The sequence below is a fragment of the Streptomyces sp. TLI_053 genome (genome assembly GCF_900105395.1).
GTDB lineage: Bacteria > Actinomycetota > Actinomycetes > Streptomycetales > Streptomycetaceae > Kitasatospora.
Map to the genome: position 1 here is coordinate 194,154 of NZ_LT629775.1, position 19,786 is coordinate 213,939.

The 19,786-nt window shown below is 72.2% G+C and carries 15 protein-coding genes, 2 pseudogenes and 1 riboswitch; of the genes and pseudogenes, 7 read left to right on the top strand and 10 right to left on the bottom strand.

Translation table 11 applies throughout. The features are described from left to right. Window positions 1-283 precede the first annotated feature (283 nt). The 4 genes from BLU95_RS00735 to BLU95_RS41975 all read right to left on the bottom strand — a co-directional run bounded on the left by BLU95_RS00735 (window position 284) and on the right by BLU95_RS41975 (window position 4,234). A complete protein-coding gene (locus BLU95_RS00735) occupies window positions 284-493 on the bottom strand; it encodes a hypothetical protein (RefSeq protein WP_093858168.1) in 210 nt (69 codons plus the stop codon). A gap of 83 nt (window positions 494-576) precedes the next feature. Beyond that, the gene (locus BLU95_RS00740; protein ID WP_093858169.1) at window positions 577-1,845 is read right to left on the bottom strand and encodes a glycosyltransferase family 2 protein; all 1,269 of its coding nucleotides are present in this window, start codon (window positions 1,843-1,845) and stop codon (window positions 577-579) included. Beyond that, a complete protein-coding gene (locus tag BLU95_RS00745; RefSeq protein ID WP_159424674.1) occupies window positions 1,839-3,971 on the bottom strand; it encodes a peptidase domain-containing ABC transporter in 2,133 nt (710 codons plus the stop codon). Before BLU95_RS00745 ends, BLU95_RS00740 begins: the two co-directional genes overlap by 7 nt. Window positions 3,972-4,036: 65 nt before the next feature. Beyond that, window positions 4,037-4,234, bottom strand: coding sequence for a hypothetical protein (locus BLU95_RS41975; RefSeq protein WP_159424675.1), 198 nt, complete (start codon window positions 4,232-4,234; stop codon window positions 4,037-4,039). A gap of 347 nt (window positions 4,235-4,581) precedes the next feature. Here BLU95_RS41975 and BLU95_RS00750 point away from each other — a divergent pair, with 347 nt between their 5' ends. Then, window positions 4,582-5,955, top strand: coding sequence for an NsdA family TPR-like regulatory protein (locus tag BLU95_RS00750; RefSeq protein WP_159424676.1), 1,374 nt, complete (start codon window positions 4,582-4,584; stop codon window positions 5,953-5,955). Window positions 5,956-6,423: 468 nt separating this feature from the next. Here the strand turns inward: BLU95_RS00750 and BLU95_RS00755 are convergent, their stop codons facing one another. Further along, window positions 6,424-6,966: a hypothetical protein gene (locus BLU95_RS00755; protein WP_093858172.1), complete on the bottom strand. Its 543-nt coding sequence runs from the start codon at window positions 6,964-6,966 to the stop codon at window positions 6,424-6,426. Between the two features lie 1,714 nt (window positions 6,967-8,680). Continuing rightward, window positions 8,681-9,121 (bottom strand): hypothetical protein, encoded by a 441-nt coding sequence (locus BLU95_RS00760; RefSeq protein WP_159424677.1) that lies wholly within the window; start codon window positions 9,119-9,121, stop codon window positions 8,681-8,683. Window positions 9,122-9,498: 377 nt separating this feature from the next. Between BLU95_RS00760 and BLU95_RS00765 the strand changes: the two genes are divergently transcribed. From BLU95_RS00765 to BLU95_RS45765, 4 genes and pseudogenes are all read left to right on the top strand, one after another. Next, window positions 9,499-10,326 carry an SDR family oxidoreductase gene (locus tag BLU95_RS00765; RefSeq protein WP_093858174.1) on the top strand — a complete coding sequence of 276 codons (828 nt, stop codon included), beginning with the start codon at window positions 9,499-9,501 and terminating at the stop codon, window positions 10,324-10,326. A gap of 692 nt (window positions 10,327-11,018) precedes the next feature. Further along, window positions 11,019-11,186: a hypothetical protein gene (locus BLU95_RS41980; RefSeq protein WP_159424678.1), complete on the top strand. Its 168-nt coding sequence runs from the start codon at window positions 11,019-11,021 to the stop codon at window positions 11,184-11,186. A 114-nt stretch (window positions 11,187-11,300) separates the two neighbouring features. Beyond that, a pseudogene (locus BLU95_RS45760) lies at window positions 11,301-11,965 on the top strand (AMP-binding protein); the annotation flags it as partial. Beyond that, window positions 11,958-12,566 (top strand): annotated as a pseudogene (locus BLU95_RS45765) (MFS transporter); the annotation flags it as partial. The pseudogenes BLU95_RS45760 and BLU95_RS45765, both read left to right, overlap by 8 nt. On the opposite strand, the gene BLU95_RS45445 reads toward BLU95_RS45765, so the two are convergent. After that, window positions 12,542-13,705, bottom strand: a complete 1,164-nt coding sequence (locus BLU95_RS45445; protein ID WP_502689784.1) for an ABC transporter permease — start codon at window positions 13,703-13,705, stop codon at window positions 12,542-12,544. The pseudogene BLU95_RS45765 and the gene BLU95_RS45445 overlap by 25 nt on opposite strands. 29 nt (window positions 13,706-13,734) lie before the next feature. Then, window positions 13,735-13,865: riboswitch (FMN riboswitch) on the top strand. A gap of 247 nt (window positions 13,866-14,112) precedes the next feature. Here BLU95_RS45445 and ribB point away from each other — a divergent pair. Both ribB and BLU95_RS41985 read left to right on the top strand, forming a co-directional pair. Beyond that, window positions 14,113-14,763, top strand: a complete 651-nt coding sequence (ribB, locus tag BLU95_RS00780) for a 3,4-dihydroxy-2-butanone-4-phosphate synthase (RefSeq protein ID WP_093858175.1) — start codon at window positions 14,113-14,115, stop codon at window positions 14,761-14,763. A 1,008-nt stretch (window positions 14,764-15,771) separates the two neighbouring features. Further along, window positions 15,772-15,945: a hypothetical protein gene (locus BLU95_RS41985; protein ID WP_159424679.1), complete on the top strand. Its 174-nt coding sequence runs from the start codon at window positions 15,772-15,774 to the stop codon at window positions 15,943-15,945. Window positions 15,946-16,712: 767 nt separating this feature from the next. Here the strand turns inward: BLU95_RS41985 and BLU95_RS00785 are convergent. The 3 genes from BLU95_RS00785 to BLU95_RS00795 form a co-directional block, all read right to left on the bottom strand. Further along, on the bottom strand, window positions 16,713-17,699 hold the full coding sequence (locus BLU95_RS00785) for an alanine racemase (RefSeq protein WP_231978175.1): 987 nt from the start codon (window positions 17,697-17,699) through the stop codon (window positions 16,713-16,715). Between the two features lie 32 nt (window positions 17,700-17,731). Beyond that, window positions 17,732-18,619: a transcriptional regulator gene (locus BLU95_RS00790; protein WP_159424680.1), complete on the bottom strand. Its 888-nt coding sequence runs from the start codon at window positions 18,617-18,619 to the stop codon at window positions 17,732-17,734. A 273-nt stretch (window positions 18,620-18,892) separates the two neighbouring features. Beyond that, window positions 18,893-19,549, bottom strand: a complete 657-nt coding sequence (locus BLU95_RS00795) for a maleylpyruvate isomerase N-terminal domain-containing protein (RefSeq protein WP_093858178.1) — start codon at window positions 19,547-19,549, stop codon at window positions 18,893-18,895. Window positions 19,550-19,786: the final 237 nt, after the last annotated feature.

The window sequence follows — 19,786 nt, forward strand, 5'->3', positions numbered from 1 at the left end:
ACCGGCACCGGGCTCCTTCGAGACGACCTGCTGCCAACCGGGCCCACCATGACGTCATCATCCTCTCCGTTGGAGCGGTCAGGGGGGCAGGCACCGGTCCGGCAGGTGGACAGGACAGCGATGGGGCCTCCGACCGGGCGCTTGTGAAGTCGCAGGTCGACTGAACAGTGCGGATGCTCATGAGCGTCTTCCGGCGGGGCCCGACCCACCGACCGACCGACCTCGGGTCCTTGACAGGGTTCTGTCGGCCCCGTCCGGAAGCCGCTCGTGTGCATCCTGGCTGTCAGTCGACCTGCGTCCAACCGCGGGGGGAGGTGCTGATCCCGGCGAAGCCGCGGTATGCCTTTCTTTTCCACAGCGTGCTGCCCGGGTCGTATTCGTGGAGCGCCTCGCGGGCTTCCTGCTCGGTGTCGAAGGCGTATTCCTTTCCGTTCGGTGTGCGGATCTTCCATTCGTCCATCGGCATTCCGGCGAGACCCGGTCCCATCGACATTCGTTTCCTCCTTGATCGTGGATTTCTTCCATGCTACGGCCGCGCATTTCCCGGTTCCTGTCGGCGGGAGGCGGGGCCGGGGCTCAGCGGGCCGGATCCTTCGGCCCGATTTCCTCCCGCAGCCGTTCCAGTTCGGCGCTCAGGAACGTTCCGGCGCCGAGCGCGAGTGCTGCCCCCAGGGCCGGAGCGGCATGCTCGTAACGGCCGGTCGCCAGGGACAGCAGGCCGTGCAGTTCGTGAAGGCGCCCCATGACCCGGATGTCCGCACAGGCGGTCTCGCGCACCGCGTCGGCCGCGGTGTCGGCGAGCCCGGCGAGGACCCTCAGGCTGCGGCTCGTCGTGACGACGGTGCGGAAGTAGGTGGCCTCGGCGCCGCGCCCGGCCCGCTCCAGGAGCGCGGTGTAGGTGTCGATCTCGTCCGATCCGCCGAAGCGCAGGGCAAGTTCGCACAGCAGTACCCAGGTGTCCTGGCGGCGTTCGTCGGTGTAGTCGCACGGGGGGAGGCCGTCGCGGGCGGGTGCCGCGGCGAGCCGGCCGAAGAGGGACCGCGCGGCCTCGGGGCCGGTGTGCTGGGGAAGTTCGGCCCGGGCCTGGTAGAACACCCACTTCGGATTGTCCGGCTCCTCGGCACGGCACAGTGCCGTCAGCCTGGCGTGGCGGTCGAGCTTTGCCTTCGCGGTGATGACGGTCGGGTGGTAGCCGTGGTGGCGAAGGACGGTGGTGAGGTGGACCGTCGGGGGCGCGTTGCCGTCGCTGTCGTAGGGACGCTCGTGGATGCGACCGCGGTAGCGCAGTGCGGTGCGCGCCCGCACGAGGCGCGGCAGGTCGGGGTAGCGGCCGGCCGGGTCGTGATCGTCGAGCACCAGCGGGCACGCCGCGAGGTCGGCATGGGGCAGGATGTGGTCCAGGAGGACTGCGGCGCGGCGGACGGTTCCGGCGTCGGCGGGTGCGAGCACCTCGTCGGCGTCGATCATGAGGACCCAGCCGTCGTGAACGTGGTCGAGGGCGAGGTTGCGTTGGTGCGCGAAGTCCTCCTGCCACGGGGCGTGGACGACCCGGGTGGGCAGCGGATGTGCCGCCACGATGTCCAGGGTGCGGTCCGAGGAGCCGGAGTCCACGATCAGCGCCTCGTCGACGTCCTGGGTGAGGGCGTCCAGGCAGCGGCCGATCGTGTCCTCCTCGTCCTGGGTCAGGACGACAGCGGTGACGCGGGGCGCCGTTCGGTGCCGTCGGTCACCGGCGGGAACCGGAAGGTGTGCCAGTTGCGGGGACATCCCGCTGATCAGCGCGAGGCCCTCGAGGGCCGGGCCAGGATGTGTGTCGGGCCGGTCGAGCAGGTCGTGGATCAGCATGCCGGGTGCTCCTCGGCGTGCGGGGCCGGGGTGGCGGGGGCGGGGGCGGGCAGCTCGATGACGCGGTCGAAGGCGAGGTCGGTGGCGGCGGTGTGCGACACCACGACCTTGGCGGCCGGGAGCTCGGCGAGGTTGGCCCAGATCCGGTGGACCGTGGTGCGGTCGATCCCGCTGAACGCCTCGTCGAGGAGGTAGACATCAGGCCTGCGCAGGACAGCCCGGGCCAGTGCCAGACGCTGGACCTGGCCACGGGACAGCCCGCTGCCGTCCTCGTGCACCAGGGTGTCGAGCCCTTCGGGCAGGCCGGCCACGACCTCGTCGAAGCAGGCCGTCCGGCAGGCGAGAGCCCGGGCCCGGTCGTCGGCCGGCACGCCGAAGTCGAGGTTCTCCCGCACACTGGCGGCCAGCAGCAGAGGGGTGTCGGCCAGGTAGAGGACGCGTTCGCGCAGCGACGCGTCGCCGATCGCGGCGAGGTCCCGACCGCCGATCCGCACCGTGCCGCCGTGGTGGGCGATGAACCCGGCGAGGGCCTTGAGGGCGGTGCTCTTGCCCCGGCCGTTGGCGCCGACGAGGCGGATCCGCTCCCCCGGGCCGACGGACAGGTCGAAGTCGGCGAGGGCGGGTCGGGTCTGCTCCGGGTAGACGACGGTCAGGGCTCGTGCGTCGACGCCGGTGTTCGGCACGGTAGGCCTGCCGGCGCCGGCGGGGACGGTGAGCAAGGGGTCCTCGCGCTGTTGTGTCACGTCGCGGTAGCGGCCGACAGCGGCTGCCAAGTGCTGGAATGCGACCTGCAGGCCGGCCAGGGAGTCGACCGCGGCGAGGAAGCAGCCGGCCAGGGCGACGGTGGAGAGGATCTCGCCCACGCTCCGGGTGCCGGCGTGGTTCTGGTGCAGGCATGCCCACACGACGAGGAGTGTGGTCAGGCCCAGGTTGAGGCCCTTGAGCACGGTGTTGGTGTTGCCCAGCCGCCCCAGCCTCGTCTCGGCGGCGATCCGGTGTTCGAGCCGGTCCAGTACGCGGCGGACGGCGAAGTCACGGGCTGCGAGGGCCACGACATGCTCGTAGCCGCGCAGGATGTTGAACAGTTCGGCCTTGAGCGTCGCGTCGCGCTGGAGGGCCTCCTCCGACGCCGTCCGGATCGGACGGAACAGGAGCCAGGAGGACCAGAGGTTCACCGCGGCGGAGGCCGCCAGGATGCCCAGAACCGGCGGGTCGTCGAAGGCGAGGTAGCTACCGGTGAGCAGCGCGATGCCCAGGTCGATGGCTGCGCGGACCGTGGAGGAGGCCACCAGGGACTGGATCTCCCCCACGTCGTCGACGCGGTTCACCAGGTCCCCGGCGCGCCGCCCCTGGTGGAAGGCGAGCGGCAGGCGCAGCAGTCGGCGGATGTAGTCCTCGGACAGCCGGCGCTGGAGGGACTGTCCGAGGGTGACGCTCATCCGCCCGCGCAGGTGGTTGGCGCCGGCGGCGACCATGACCACCAGGGCCAGGACGGCGGCGAGCAGGTCGAGGGAGTGGGTGGAGTCCTCCCGCAGTACCAGGTCGGTGCCGACTTTGAGGAAGAGACTGGTGGCCAGTGCGGCCAGGGAGACCGCGCCGGTCAGCGAGAGCAGGAGGGCCAGCGCGGGCCAGTGCGCCCTGACCAGTGGCCGCAGCACCGGCTGTGGGCGGGGTCCGCGCAGGCGCGCCCACCGCGAGAGGCCCGTGACCGGGCGGCCGGTCACCAGGGCGTGGCCGGTGAACACTTCGGTGAGGTCCTGCGGATCGATGAGGGTGGGGCCGGAGAACAGCGGGTCGCTGACCACGAACCGGTTGCCGCGCACGGTGTGGACGACGATGAAGTGCGGTCGGCTGTCGATGTGCACCCGGATGATCGCCGGTCCCGCGACCTCCAGGGCCAGGGCGAGCTGTGCGGTGTCCAGGCGCAGGAGTTCGGACGCCACGCCGTGGTCGGCGAGGACGCGGTGCAGGCGGGCGAGGGTCGAGCCCCGCTGCCCCAGCCCGACGGAGTCCCGTAGGACGGTGGTGTCGACGAGGCGGCCGTGTCGGCGCAGGACGGTGCGGACGCAGGCGGGGCCGCAGTCGGTGTCGCCGCTCTGGTGGGTGTGGAATCGTCGGAAGTTCACTGCATGGTTCCTCTGCCGGGTGCCGCGGCCGGCCGTGGGGCCGGCCGCGGCGCTCGGCGATGTCCCTACTTGCCCTTGCACTCGCGGTTGTAGATGGCCATGTAGTTCGCCGGGGTCCCGCCGCAGGAGATCACCGCGCTGGTGAAGCTGAGCGCCTTGATGTGGGCGCACTGGGCGGCGTTGAGGCCCTCTCCGGCCGCTGCTTCGGCGGCGGCGGCGTCGAGTGCCGGGAAGCCCATCGCCCGCAGGTCGGTCAGACTCATCTTGCTGTCCTTGTCTCTCGGTTGATCTCCGGAAAGCACATGCGTGTGCTCCGTGATATTCATCGGAATGCGGCGGCGATCGGTGGTGATCGATGGTGATCGGATTCGGGAATCCGGTTCGGATCCCCTTGGGTGCGGCGCCCGGAATTTCCGGTCGGCCGCTCGCCCCGCCTGAACATTAGAAATCGGACGAGACCTGACGGGCAAGGCGGATCGGGGTGCTCGGTGTTGCCTCGCGACTTTGACGCTTCGGAGTCGATCTGTTACTATGAATTCGAGATTTGTTGATACTTCGACGAAATTTCCACGTGCCGGTCGGGGCCGGCACGCACGCCCGACACACCGACATGGCAGCGCATCCCCTGGTCGCGCTCAGAACCGCGACCGGCCTCTCGCAGTCCGCGTACGCCCAGCTGATCGCCCGGGTGCACGCGGAACTCGGTCACGGGCAGATGGCCGCGCGGCGGGAGAAGGTGTCCCGCTGGGAATCCGGCCGGATCACCCCCGAACTCAGCGCCCAGCTCGCCATCGCCCGCATCCACGACGTGGACCGGGACATCGTCCTGCGCCTGGGCTGGCCGCGATGGCTGCCGGGCGCCACCGGTGACCACGCGCTGTCGGGACAACCGTGGAACCCGCAGGCCGCCATCGGGGTCACGCGGGCGACCGCGGAAGCGACCTGGGACTGCGGCCCCACGCTGATCATCACCGGACCCTCCCTCGCCGGCCAGATCCGCGGCGCCGTACAAGCACTCACCGATCCCCGGCCCCCCGCCCGCGACGGCCCCCGCATCACCCCCGCGACACTCACCTGGTCCGAGGCCCGCATCCGCGCCCTCGAAGAACTCGAAGCCGGCAGCCCCATGCACCAGGGCGCCCTCTACCTGGCTGCCCGCGCCGAGTACCGACTCGTCAGCGACCTGCTGACCCGCTGCGGATACGACCCCGCCACAGGCGCCCGGCTGCTCCTCCTCGCGGCCCGCAGCGCCGCCCTGTGCACCTGGATCAGCGGCGCGCTGGGGGAAGAGGTCCGTGCCGAGCGCTACGCCCTGGCCGCGATCCGGGCCGCGTCCGCCGCGGGCGCGCCCCGCCACACCGCCGCCTATCTCTCCCTGCTCTCCCTCAGGCACCTGCGCCGCGGAGACCCCCGCGATGCCCTCTCCCTGCTCCGGGCCTCCCGCACCGTCGACCCCCGCCCCACCCACCGCCTCGCCGTCATCCAGCACACCCGCCACGCCCGCGCGCTCGCCCGGCTCGGCGAACACGCCGCCGCCCTCCGGGCCCTGGACCACGCCGAGCGAGCCCTGGCCGGGACCTCCCCGACCTGGGACGCGCAAGCCGACCCCACCGGCAGCTACGTCAACGACGAGTTCCTCACCCTCGCCCGCGGCCAGACCTGGCTGCGCCTGGGAGAACCGGTCCGCGCGCTCTCCTGCTACCACAGCGTCCTCACCGACGGCACGCCCCCCTCACAGCCTCCCTCCCCGCACGCCGCCGCACGCCTGCGCCCGGTCGTGGAGGCCCAGCTGGCCACCGGGGACATCGACGCGGCCACCGCCGCCGTTCGCGCCGCCGCCGACCGGGCGGGCACCCTGCCACCCGGACTCGCCCGCTGGTTCCGCCACCGTCTGACCCCCCACTCCGCACATCCCGGCACACGGGAACTGCTCGACCACCTGGCCGACCGGCCCGCCCCGTACTGGCGGACCGGTCCCGACTGACCGCGCCGTCGGCCCCGGCCGTGCCCGACCGACCGAGCGACCGAGCGCGTCGCCGCCGATCCGGGCCAGGACGCGAAGCCACAGCCGCCTCCCCGGCAACAGGGCGCCCCCGGTCAGGGGACAGCAGTGGGCACCGAGTCCGTCCAGCACGTCGGACAGGGCGTCCCTGGCCCGTTCACACCGATCACCGCCCGGGATGCCCCCCACGGACTCCTCGTGACGATCGACGGAAGGCAGCCTGTCGACGTCCAGGGCCCCGCCGCCGTCGTCGACCACCGGCCGGGCGAGGTGGGCATCCGCACCGGGTGGCCCTGCGGGCCCCGCTCCGCGCCGGCTTCCTCTGCACGCCAACCGGTCCGTGACCCGCACACCGGCGGTCCGGGAGCGCCGGCCCGCGGGCCGGTACGGCGGCGCGGCCGAAGGCAGACGGGACGGAACGCCGCCCGGTCCCTGGGACCGGCCCGGGCCTCAGGCAAGAGCGGTGACGAGCCTCGCCGCGGCCATCGCGACCAGGAGCACCGCACCGCCCAGCAGGTACTGCGTGGCGTGGCGCATCCTTCGCGCCCGGACCTGATGGACACTGATGCACCGCCACAGCTCGACAGCGGCGGCATCGGCAGCCGCCTCGAGGGTCTGCGCACAGAGCCCCGCGCGGAACTGCTCCACGGAGGCGAACGCCTCGACGGTGTCGCCGTAGCTGAACGCGATCGGCACCACGGCGCCGGACGGCCGCGACAACGCAGGCAGCCTTCCCGACCCGGTGAGCACCAGAGCCGCCAGGGCCACCGAACACACGCTCACGACCAACGCGGCCAGCCCGACCGCCCCGAGGACGGGCGACACCTCCGAGGACGTCGCCCCGGAGGCGAACACCACACCGGTCACGACGAGCGCATCAGCGCTCAGGAGAGCACCTGCCCGGTTCACCAGCCCCAGACGAAGCCCGTCCGCCCGCACCAAGTGCCACTGGACCAGACGCAGCCTCTCCTCTGGACACAGTTCCTCACCCACTGCCCCACCCTTCCCCCGTACCGCCAGGACAGACAGACATCTGCCCCACTGCACAGGGAATTCCCCCACCCACAGGCAGCAACCCCCAACAGGAGTCTGACCGTTCGCCGCCCCGCCACAAGCCCAGCCGCTCCCCCGCCGGGCCGGCCCGGCGTCCCGCACCCGCTCCTCCCGCCACCGGCCCGCCGGGGCCGGGAGACGGACGGCCAACCGCTCCCGCACCGGGCCGGAACAGGCAACACCCGCAGACCCAGCTCTTTCTCCTCCCGGTCGCTGACACACAGCGCGCACTCCCGCAGCTCCAGCTCCGGACCGACACTCGACGGCGTCACTTCGCCGACCTCCGCCAGCGCGGCAGGCCCCCGGGCATGCCGACCGGCAGCCAATTCCGGATCGGACCGCCCTGGCTCCCACCGGGACAGCGGTGGCTTCGGCACCGGTGGTCCTCGAGCCCGGCTTCAGGGAGTCCGGCACGGTGGCGCCCCAGCGCCGGGGGTGCTCCGCCCACCGGTCCGGCCCTCCGGGGAAGGCGAGCCGCCTCGGTCGGTGCGCGGCCTGGCCAGCAGCAGCCTCCGACCACGCGGGCGGGGCGGGTTGGCGGCACAGGCACACGAGGACACCGGCACGACGTCACCGCGAAGGGCGCCCCGACAACCTCAGCCAGCACGAAGGGGAAACCACCCGCCGGGCACCGCACGCGTCACGGACGGTTCCGGCGGCGCCCACGGCTCCGGTTGCGGGCACCGCCCGTGCCCGCAACGACACTCCCCCGGCACCGGCACGCATCCCGCCCGGACCGACATCCCGTCACCTCCGCAACACACCCGGGAACAGGAAAATCTTCGGCACACCCCGGGATCGTGCGAGCCATTCTTTGCCAGCAGGACCGCAAGATTTCCTGCTCCCCAGGGAAGACGGCGCATCGTCCCAGGCCGGGCGGCCGGCCACCACCGCCGGCGCCGGCACGGTACGCACGGGCCCGGGCGCGGCACGACGACGACCGCACACCGCACCGCCCACGACAGGCGCACCTGCCCGACACACCGACCCGACGCGCAAACCGGCCCCGGGCGCGGCATCGGGAGCCACCGGACCATCGGACATGGTGAACACCGCACCCGGCGCCCGGCCCCTCCCCCACGACACCAGCACCCCGAATCCGAACGCCCGCACCCCAGGGCAACGTCCGGGCGAGCCCGCCGCACCGATCACCGCCGGCCCGCCACCCACCAGGACACGGGCACCGTCCCCACCCAGCTGCCCACCCCCCGGGGGGACGCACTCCGCAACGGCGGGAACCCTCCAGAGCCCGGAGACCGGGATTCCTGTCCCGGCTCAACTCCCGCCAGCACGACCAGATCCGACGGCCGAACAGCTCTCTCGTCGAGACCCTCCAGGAGCCGGACGGGCCCCGACCCCCTCCGAGCGCCGTTCAGTGCCGGCGAAACCCGCCGCGCGGCCTGCCGTTGGTGACCGTCGGTTCGACGTGGGACCCGGGCCGCCGCCCCTGAGGTTTCGCGTGGACCGGTCGGCGGGCCGGTCCACGCGAAACCTCAGGGGCGGCGGCCGCCGATCCGGTCGAGAGCCCACGCCATCGGGACAGCGGTGGCGACAGCGACGGCGATCCGGTACCAGAAGGAGGAGGTCACGTGATCGGCTGCCACCAGGACCCCGCCCCAGAGGGCCAGGACCCCTGCCTTGGCAAGACCCCCGGTCACGTGAGCAGCGCCGTCAGGCAGCCCGAGGCCCCGGCCGCCACCGTGTTCACCGTGATCTCCCTGGCCACCTTCTTGTTCACCTTTCCGGCGATCAGGGCGGCGGCGCCGCCGACGCCCATGCGGATCAGGCAGTTCTTCGCCGTCTCCGTCATCGGCCTGGCCCCGAGTGCCTTGCAGTACTTCTCCCGGTCCGCCTCGTTCTTCCCGAAGCGGCAGTTGACGGCGTTGTGGTCCTGCCGCGGGTCCACCAGAACGGGGGCGTCGATCACGTTCACACCCGTGGACGCCTCGGTGGCGGTGCCCGCGGGGAGTTCAGTCACCGACACCGACACCGACATCGGCTCAGCCGGAGCCGCGTGGGCGGCGGTGCCGGTCACGAGGATGCTTCCCGCTATCACTATTGAGGTGAGACCTGCTGCGAATTTCTTCAACTTCATTCCCATGAACGATCGGCACGAGAAAACGTACTGCTCTCGCTTTCCATCGAATCTAGTGGTGGGTCCCATTCCGCGAAATGAGACCTTCGTACACCTTCCTTGAATCTTCCCTCCTGCTCACCGCGTGGAGCGAGCAGGCCGTCACTCATGACGCCCCGATCTGCGCCGTGGGTGACGCCCGTTCAGCGCGTCGTTTGTGGCCCCGTTCCCCGCATCGGTCGGCGGGCGGTGAAGAGGCGCTTCGCGGCCGCGGCGAACAGCGGCGGCCCCGCTCCGGCCAGGCGATCGAGCGCTCCTCCCGGTCGTCCTGGCGAGCGCTGGCGAGTCGGCCCCGCAGGCCGGTGTTCTCCAGCTGTCCTCCTCTACTGTGTCGCACCATGACCATTCTGATCATCGGTGGCAGTGGATTCCTGGGCACCGAGCTGGTCCGCCAGGCCGCAGCGGCGGGCCGCACGACGGCTGCGACGTTCACCACCCGGCCCGGCAGCACCCCGGGGGTCTCGTGGCACGCCCTCGACCTGCGCGACTTCAGCCGCATCGAGGCGATCATGACCGAGGTGGAACCCCACGTGGTCGTCAACGCGACGAGCGGGGGACCCGACTGGACGGTCACGGCCGAGGGACCGGTCCGCCTGGCGATGACCGCGGCGAAGCACGGCAGCCGCCTGGTCCATGTGTCCAGCGACGCCGTGTTCTCCGGCCTGCGCGTCCACTACGACGAATCCTGCCTCCCCGACCCCCTCACCCCCTACGGTGCCGCGAAGGCCGCGGCGGAGACAGGTGTCCGCCTCGTGAACCCGGGCGCCGTCGTAGCCCGCACCTCCCTGATCATCGGCGACCGGAGATCGGAACACGTACGCGCGGTGCACGACCTCGCCGCCGGCACCCGCACCGGCGTCCTGTTCACCGACGACATCCGCTGCCCCGTACACGTCGCCGACCTGGCCGCCGCCCTGCTGGAACTCGCCTGCGGCGACCGGTCCGGCGTCCACCACCTGGCAGGAACCGATGCCCTGAGCCGCCACGAACTCGCCACCCTCATCGCCCGACGCGACGGGCTCGACGCCTCCCGGCTTCCCACCGGCCTGCGGGCCGACAGCGCACTTCCCGGGGCACTCGACGTCCGCCTCGACAGCCGTGCCACCCAGGACCGGCTCCGGACAGCACTCCGCGGCGCCCGCCAGTTCCTCGCCGCCGGGACGTGAACCCCTCTCCCCGGCGACGCGACCGCCCACGCTCAGACTCCGGCGAGAACGCACAGCCCTCGAACAAGACGGAACACGCCGCAGGCCCACTGTCACGCCGGCGTCGGATCTGTCGTCCCGGGACGAGGCCGACCGGCAACCTGCGCCGCGCGGCCAGCAGCTGCGGAAGCCGGGCGTCGAGCTGGATACCTCGCCGGGCGAGGAGTTCGAACGGCCCGCCCCTCCATGACACGCGGGATCACTCGAATCCCATCCCCCCTGATCCAGTACTCCCCTGCCCGAAGTCGCGGCCTCGGCCGGAAGCACAGGCATCGTCACCTACACCGTCCGCACCACCTCCACCGGAGGATGCAGTGCCCGGCCGACCTCGGCACCGACCCTGTCGACCGGGCGCCCACGGATCCTCCGGTTCGCCGCGCGGGTACCCGGAGAAGGGCCGGCGTGTGGGCATGTGCTGCCTGGACCGCGGCAGGCGGGCCGGCGGCAGGGGCGTACCGCAGGGTCGGCGTCGCGCTCTCCCGCGTGGGCCACACGAGACGCTGGGCAGCCGCGCTCCTCCGTGCACCACTCCGCCCCGCGTGCTCGGCGAGCACGCGGGGCGGAGCCTCTGTGGATATTCGTGAACCGGCGACGGCCGGAGGTCGGCGGGCCCGGGACCCGCCGACAGCTGCCCGGGCCGAAGGCGCCGGGTGTTGCCCGCCACCGCCGGGCGCAAGTACTGGTGGCGGCGCGGCTTCCCGAGCGAGGCGACACTGTCGCGCCAGCTGAGCGCCCGGCAGAGCACCGCGGCCGGCTGGGCGATCCGGTGCGCCTGCCGCAGTTCCTCCGACGAGGCGTACCCGGTCCATTCGTCCAGGTAGGCGCCGAGCAACCGGTCGTGAAGCTCCTCCCGGTCGGCCACATCATGGACGACGAAATCGCGCAGCACCATGGTCATCGACTGAACAGGGATGGCCATGACGCTCTCGGCCCAGTTGCTCGACGACGAGACCTACCGCGACCCGGCCGCCCTCGTCGGCCACGTCCGCGACGAGCGGATCGACTACCTCGACGTCACCCCCTCCTACCTGGACGTGCTGATCGCCGAGGGCCTGCTCGCCGAGGACGCCCACCGCCCCGCCGTGGTCGCGGTCGGCGGCGAGGCCACCCCCGAGCCGCTCTGGCGCCGCCTCACCGCCGTCGACGGCCTGAGCCCCGTCAACCTCTACGGCCCCACCGAGACCACCGTCGACGCCTACACCTGGACCCCCGGTCCGGACGGCGCCCCGGTCGGCCGGGTCGTCCGCGGCTCGCGCGCCTACGTGCTCGACGGCTCGCTGCGCCCCGCCCCCGACGGCGCCGCCGGTGAGCTCTACGTGGCCGGCGCCTGCCTCGCCCTCGGCTACCTCGGCCGCCCCGACCTCACCGCCGAGCGCTTCCTCGCCGACCCCTTCGGCCCGCCCGGCTCGCTGATGTACCGCACCGGCGACCTCGCCCGCCGCCGCGCCGACGGGACGCTGGAGTTCCTCGGCCGCGCCGACGACCAGGTGAAGATCCGCGGCTTCCGGATCGAGCCCGGCGAGATCGCCGCGGACGTCGGACGGCAGGCCATCCTGTCCGCCCTGATCGGGCCCGAGCAACGGGTCACGGTGTCCGCGTACAGCCGGGCGGTCTTCAACGGAGGTTTCTCCCTGGGCGTGTTGGCGGCGGGCCTCGCCGTGGCCGCGGACACCAGAGCTGCCTACACCGCGCTGATGCTCGGCAACGCCGGCACCGCGCTCCTGGTGTGCGTGCTGTACCTGCGCCTCCCCAGGATCCCCGGCACCCGCGAGCGCAAGGACGCACCGTCCGGCCTCACCGCGCTGCGCGACCTGCCCTACCTGGCGATGGCCCAGGTCAGCGGGATCGTCATGCTGGGAGACATCCTGCTGACCGTCGGCCTGCCGCTGTGGGTGGTGTCCCACACCCACGCGCCCCGGCCCGCGGCCTCGTGGCTGATCGGGGTCAACACCCTGCTCGTGATGGTGTTCCAGGTCCGCGCGGCTCGCGGTGCCGACACCCTCGCCGGTGCGACGAGGCTCCACCGGTGGGCGTTCCTCGGCCTGGCGGCGTCCTGCGCCCTGGCATCGGCCACCGACCGCCTCCCCACCTGGCTCGCGGTCGCCGTACTCGCCTGCTCGGTCGCCCTGCTGACGCTCGGCGAGCTGTGGGGGAACAGTGCGCGCTGGACGCTCCGCTACGACCTCGCGGACCCCGGTGCGCAGGGACAGTACGGCGGCGCGTTCCAACTGGGCACCGCACTGCCCAGGGTTCTCGGGCCGCTCATGGTCACCGCTCTCACCGACCGGCTGGCCTGGCTCGGCTGGCTGCTCGTGGGCGCGGTCTTCCTCCTCGGGTACCTGCTGTTCCCCGCCACCATGCGGTGGACCGAACGCACCCGCCCCGTGTACACCGCCCGTACCTGATTGCCCGTCAGGCGCCTCGGTCGGCGCCGCTCGACGCCACCCTCCACCAGCCGCAACGCCCCGTACAGGGCAACGGCCAGGAGCGAGAGCATCAGGAGGGTGGATAACGTCCCGAACGTCTCCGAGCCGTTGCGCTGCACGGCGAGCAGTTGACCCAGGCCCTCACCGCCCATCACGAACTCGCGCACCATCGCGCCGGTGGCCGACAACGCGACGCCGGCCCGGAGCCCGGGGAGCACGCTCGGCGGGGCGAGCGGGAACTCGATGCGCCGCGTCAATCCCCCACGCTCCGACCCCGTCGGCCCGTGCCGCGGCCAGGACCTCCCGCTCCAGGCCTCGGATGCCCAGAGGTTGTTGACCAGAACGGGGAAGAACACCACCGGCGCGCACAGCACCACCACGGGCCACGTCCCGCACCCGAGCCCCGAGGCGAGCAGCGGTGCGAGGGCTACTGCCGGGACGGCCTGACGCGCTGCCAGGTACGGCTGCAGCGCGCGGGCCGCGAGGCGGCCGCAGGCGAGCAGACAACCGAGCGGCAGCGCCACGGCCGTCCCCGGCGCGACGCCGGCGAGGCTCTCGTACAGTGCCGTGACCGTCGCGTCCAGCAGCGCGCCCCGGCCCAGGGCCGCTACGAACGCCCCTGCCAGGTCGACCGGGTGAGGGAGGAAGAACGAGGACACGGCGCAACCCTCGACCGCGCCCGCCCGCGGCAGGAGGAGAAGCACGCCGGGCGCGAGCGGGGTCAGCACCGCCCCGAGCCGATCCCGGACGGCTCCCGTCGGCTTCTTGGGGCCCGTCCTCACACGGCTGCTGTCCGCTTCGCCTGTGCCCGAGCCGTACAGGTGGCCGATTCTCCCGGTGACCGAGGCAGCTCCTGTGCACGGCCGCCGAGTGCCGGGTCGGCGTGTGTGCCGTGGAACACATCCACAATCCACCGCATACGTGGCATGATCCTCCCGAGTGTTCGCGCGCTCCGGGGTCGGTGCAATTCCGAACCGGCGGTTAAAGTCCGCGACCCAGCCGACGCCATCGGCTGGTTGACCTGGTGAAACTCCAGGACCGACGGTGAAAGTCCGGATGAAAGGTAGTGCGCGGCGACACATTGTCCGGCCAGGAGCGGCTTGCCGCCCCGGCGCCCGGATTCGGTGCTCGCTCTCCCCGGAACGGCGTCTGTGCACGGGGGCGAGCTGCCACTCGCCATCCCTCCCCGCGCACCTGACGCCGTCCATTGCGGAGGCCGTGTGCGCAAGCACGCGTCCTTCTGGATGGCCGCGTTCTCTCGCAGATCAGTGAACTCCCGGGCCCACGGGCCCAGGGGTTCCCCGACCTCAGGAGAGATCAGATGGCAAACACCCTTCTCAACCGCACTGACCGCTTGCGGCAGGTGGAACAGGCGATCGAGTCCTTCCGTCGCGGTGCCTTCGTGGTTGTCTTCGACGACGAGTCCCGCGAGAACGAGGGCGACCTGATGGTGGCCGCCGAGTACACCGACGAGACCGCGATGCGGTACATGCTCGACCACTCCTCCGGTGTGGTCTGCGCGGCGGTGCCTTACGAGCGGTGCGCGGAGCTCGATCTGCCGCAGATGACGGCGGACAACTCCGGCCTGCACAGTACGGCCTTCACCGTGTCGGTGGACCTGCTCGCCGGCGGGACCACCGGTATCCCGGTCGACGAGCGGGCCCGCACCGTACAGGCGTTGTCAGACCCGACCGCCCAGGCGGGCGACTTCGCCCGACCCGGCCACATCTTCCCGGTGCGTGCCGCGCGCGGCGGAGTGCTGGAGCGCGACGGCCACACCGAGGCCGGGGTGGACCTGTCCCGACTGGCCGGGCTGTCCGGCGTCACCACCATGTGCGAGGTCGTACGGCCCGACTGGAGCATGGCCCGCCTCGACGACCTGCGGGAACTCGCCGCACGCGACGGGTTGGCGCTGATCTCGGTGGGCGATCTGGTCGCCTACCGGCTGGCCGCCCAGCAGTCGACCACCTGAGCGACCCGGTCGGCTCGGAGCCCGGCTGCTCCGAGCCGGCCGTCGGGGAGCGCCTGGAGGAGTCGACGCGCTCCCGCAGCCTGCGCACCGAGCCGGTCACGGTGCAGGACGCTTTTGACAACTCCCTCCTGCCGTAACCGCGGGCGGTGGAGCGTTCGCCCGTACCGGCGCCGGTACGGGCGAACGCTCCCGTGTGCCACCGGTGCGCCAGTGCGGAGGATTCCGTCGCCGGTGCGGCATCGGCACGCCCACAGCCCGCGGCCTGGCCTCGGTGAGTGCGGTCAGCCGGGCCGCAACCGGCGTCCGGATCAACCGCGGTGGTTGTCGATCAACTCGTACTGGGCCGGAGCCCTGGATCACGCCCGCAGGCTGGCGTGATCGCCCAACGGCTCCGGGTCGGGGGACAGTGGTCGGCCGGCCACGGCAGTCGCGAGTTCCTCGGCCATCGGAGCGTCCGACTCCCAGGTCTCCGCCTCACACTGCGCCGAAGTGAACCGCCCCGGGCCCGGGGAGGGGGAATCGTGCTGGTCGACGAGGACACCAAGGTGTCCGCCGTGCCGGGGTGCCGGGGACGTCGGGCCGGTATCACCAGTGGAGCGGCCGGCGGGCGCGGCGGGCGAAGGGCGGGACGGTGGGGTCGGGATCGGTCTGTGCACGGGCCCCGGATCCAGCAGCTCCGCCAGGCGCCGAGTCCGACGCCGATGTCGACGTAGGACTCGAGGAAGGCGGTGGAGCCGGCTGCCGGTTCCGGCCCCGCACGTCCGGTCGGCCGGGCCATCGGCGCCCCTGTCCGTCCTGTCGACGACCCTGTCGGCGTCGTTCTCCCCCCGTACGCGCACAGCGCGGTACTGCATGACGGCGTGGCAGCCGTGTCGATGCGGCCCTCTTGTGAAGTCACGCAGACCGGGCCGGTGGATGCAGACGAGCGGCCTCCGGACAGGGCCGACGGGTCCGGTCGAGGACCCGAGGTCAGTCGGTCGGTGGATCAGACCCCGCCGGAAGACACTCATGGGCAAGAACTGCCTGATCAAGGCTGGGACAGACTCGGCCGACGCCTTGGTTGTCGGCCGTTTCAACAAGGAGGCGGCCGAGAAGATCGCGGTCCCTGTCGTCGGCGCCGTGTTGGTCCTCAGCGCGGGCTACACCTTGATCCTGACCAGGACGGGGTCGTGGCGGAGGTGACGGACACGACGTGCATGTCCGCCCGGGAGAAGAGACTCGGAACAGCCACGGCCGGGGAACTGCCCTCGCTGACCGTGTGAGGGCTCATCTGCCCCGGCAATCCGGCCGCTGCCCCTACCGGTGGCGGCGGCCGGGCTCGTCCCACGAAGGCGCCGCAGGAATCACACCTCCGGCGTCCTCACACGCACGGCCATTGTGTCGTCCACGGTCCAACCGTGATTCTGGATCAAATTCGCACGGCGAGTCGACCTTCGCCACCACCAGAAACATCTCCTCGACCTCCACGCCGGTCCCCGAGAAGAGAAGGTCCACTACACGCAGTCCATCACGCCGAGGTCATGCCCACCACCCGAGCGTGGTCGGCACGGACTCCTCGATCAGCGACAGACCTCCGGTCAGTGGCGGCCTCGGCCGTCCGCCCGGGGTGCGGACGGAAGTCGTCGCGGCTGCACCGCTACCACCGCCGCCGTCCTGCCGACCGTCCGGTGGCGGGGCGTCGGGTACGGCTGGACCCGAGGGCACGTCGTCCCGTGCGCGGGGACGACCGGCCCCCCGCAGGGCCGGTCGTCCGAGGATCCGTCACATCGTCTTCCGGCTCGCGGTCAAATGTCTCACCGGACACGAATATCCGCAGGTCGTTACCTCACGAACGCCCCCGGGGTGCCCCTCTCCGGCCGTCCCGCCGCAGGGCCGGATCCATGTCCATGGCCTGCGTCACCGCAGGTGGAGCGGGACTCCTTCGACCACGGGGTGGGACCTGGCCACCGTCACGTGTTCGCTCCGCGAGCTGCGACGGACCAGTGGTCGAGCACTTCGCCGTCCTCGATGACGACGAGTTCATCGGCCAGGTTGACCGCTGTACAGACGTGGTTGGGGACGACTGTGAGAACGCGGCCGAGAGCGGGTACTCCGTGTCCTTCCGCCGGCCGGACGACCGCATGGTGTTCCCACAGTCCAGTGACCGTCGCCTTCGGGTACTGCGGCAGGAACCCCCGACCCGACACCCAGGGGGACCGGTCAGCGCCCAGCACCTTGGTCCCGACGTCCAGGACGAACCGGTCATGGGCGGGCACGCTGATCACGGTCGCCGTCGCCATCAGAGCCAGGTCGTCGACGGAGCAGGTCCCGATCGCGTGCTGTGTGGCGTCGTTGAAGACGTAGACGCCGGGGCGCAGCTCATTGACGACTCCGGGCCGCCAGGCACCTGCGGTGGGGGTGGAGCCGCCGCTGACGACAGGGGACTCCACGCCTTCCTCCCGCATCGACCCCACGGCCTCCGCCAGGACTCGCTCCTCGTCCCGCGCGGCGCGTTCGCGGGCTCCGGGGTCGTGGCCGTAGCCGTGTCCGGGAAAGGTGAACACTCCTGCCACGCGAAGCCCGGCAGTGTGCGCTGACCTGGTCAGCTCCCCGGCCCTGGAAGGGGACACCCCCGTTCGGCCGATACCGCAGTCCACCTCCACGAGGACCTCCACGGACCCTGCGGCACCGCCCAGTGCCTGCCCCAGCCGACGCCCCTTCGCCTCGTCGATCCACATCGGGGTCGCCACGAACAGGTCCTCGCACCCGGCGGCGACGAATACTTCGGCCTCGGCGAGGGTTGCGACCGTCAGACCCTCTGCACCGGCGGCCAACTGCCGCCGTGCCACCTGCGGGCACTTGTGGGCCTTGGCGTGCGGACGCAGGGCGAATCCGCCCGTCCGCGCGGCGGCTTGCATGCGTGCGATGTTGCCGTCGAGCGCGGCGAGGTCCACCACGAGCGACGGTGTCGTCAGCCCCTCGGGGAGCCTCATCCGCCTTGCCGCCTTTCCTCGCGTGCGCCGACGTTCTGCCGCAGCAGTTGCAGGCGGTGACGACCCTCCTCCTTCGGACGCAGTGACGGATCGTGCGAAAGCTTCTCGAGCATCAGGGTCCGCCTGAGGTTCGGTGGGACCGTCCGCGGCTCGTGATGGTCGCCGGGACGTGGGGCGGTCCGTACGGGGAGCTGTGTGCCGCGGTCAGGGGCGTCGGCCTTGCGCCCTGCGGCATGCGGCGGGGCTGGCCGGGTGTCGACGGGCACAGGGCCGGTGGTGGCGAGCTGGCCGGCGGACAGGCGTTTGCGGACGTCCGCAGCCGTTGCGGGTGCGATACCCGCGAGCCGGGCGACCGTACGCAGCGAGGCGTTCGGATCGCCGGTGATCAGGTCGGCTGCGCGGCGGCGGCCAACAGCGGGGTCGAGCGGTCGTGTGCGTCCGTCGCGGCCGGTGCGGGTGTTCCAGTGCGCTTCCGGGGTTGAGCGGTGTCGCTGGGTGGCGACGGTCCTGGCACCGAGGCCGGGCACCTGGGCGATCGCACGGTCCGACAGCTGCGGGTGCGACGCCAGGATCCTGGTGCCGGCGGCGCGCCGGTCGGCCGGCGAGAGCGCCAGGCCATGCCGACCGTCGATCCCGGCCGCGTGCAGGAAGGATTCGTGCGCCGTGACGTCGAAGAGCTCCACCTCGACTGCCGCCCGCCCCTCTCCGCGGGCCGCTTCGAGCCGGTGCGTCCCGTCGGCAACCCGCAGGTCCGAGCGTCTCACCAGGATCGGCGGCAACGCTTCTTCCTGGCCGGCCGACGGAGCAACGTGCTCCTGGTCGAGCCCGCGGCTACGTGGGGACTCCCCCGGCAGGAGGGACGTGATCGGAAGGGTGGTCGTCATCCGAGCGTGACGCTCCACCGGGTCGCCCTGGCACGTTCCGGGCAGCGCGGGCGCGAAGGTTCTGCCAGGTTGGTAAGACATCCGATTCCCCGATCCACGCAGGGGTGACGGAGCACCTGGCCTCGGCCGGTTCCCGTCGCCCCGCCCGAAAGTTCCGACGAGAACACCCGATCGTAGGCATGTACGTTCAGCCGACACCAAAGGACGAGGCACCGCCCAAGGCACTGCCGCCTACCGCGCCACCGGTTCAACTTGCCCCCGCCCGGGCCGTCGTCAGCCGAGGAACAGCGGCAGGCGCGCGCCGAGCGGGCCGAGGGTCGCCGTTTCGGCGGGGGTCGCGCTCCGGCGCCCCGTACCGATCAACAGGGCGTCCGTGTCCGGGAGTCCGGGCGGGAAGGCCGCCCCGGCGATGCGTTCCAGCAATCGGCGGGACGCGGCCGCACCCTCGGCGGGCGGGCCCGGAACGTGTGGGAGGTGGGCGACCAGGTCCAGATGGTGCAGCGTCCACTCCAGGACGTACGCGTCCAGGTAGTCACCGGCCGTCAGGACCTGGCCCTGGGTGGACACCCGCAGGCACGGGTCGGCCAGTCGGGCGGCGCGCCCCGCCGCGCAGCCCACGTCCTCCAGATGGAACCGCAGCAGGGCCGGGTCCCCGTAGGCGGCGGCGAGCCGTACCGTGAGCGCGTCCAACGGGTCCTGTCCGTCCGGTGGTTCGGACGAGACCTGCCAGTACGACGCCGCGTCACGGGTCGGTTCCGCCCCGGCCGGGGTGACCAGCGTGATCAGCACGTCCTGGGCGTCGATGACCAGGTGGCAGACCAAATCTCGCACCAGCCAGCCCGCGCACCCCAACGGCGCCGGGAAGTCCTCCGGCGCGAGCGCGTCCACCGCCGACCGCAGCGCGGCCCATGACCGTTCGAACAGTCCCACCCCGGCAAGCTACCACCGCCCGCCGCCCACCGGACGGGCCGCGGGACGGGCCGCGGGATCGACGCCCGTGGGCTGCGGCCACTCCCCCGCGCCGCATCCCGGGCCGGGTGCCGGGACCTCGGTGCCGGGACGTAGGGCCGTGGCCCGACGGCCCCGGACCCGAGTCCGCCGGGCCGGGAACGCCAGGAGGGATCAAGGGAGCTATGGCGGCAGGCATCGACACCGCACGGACGGTGG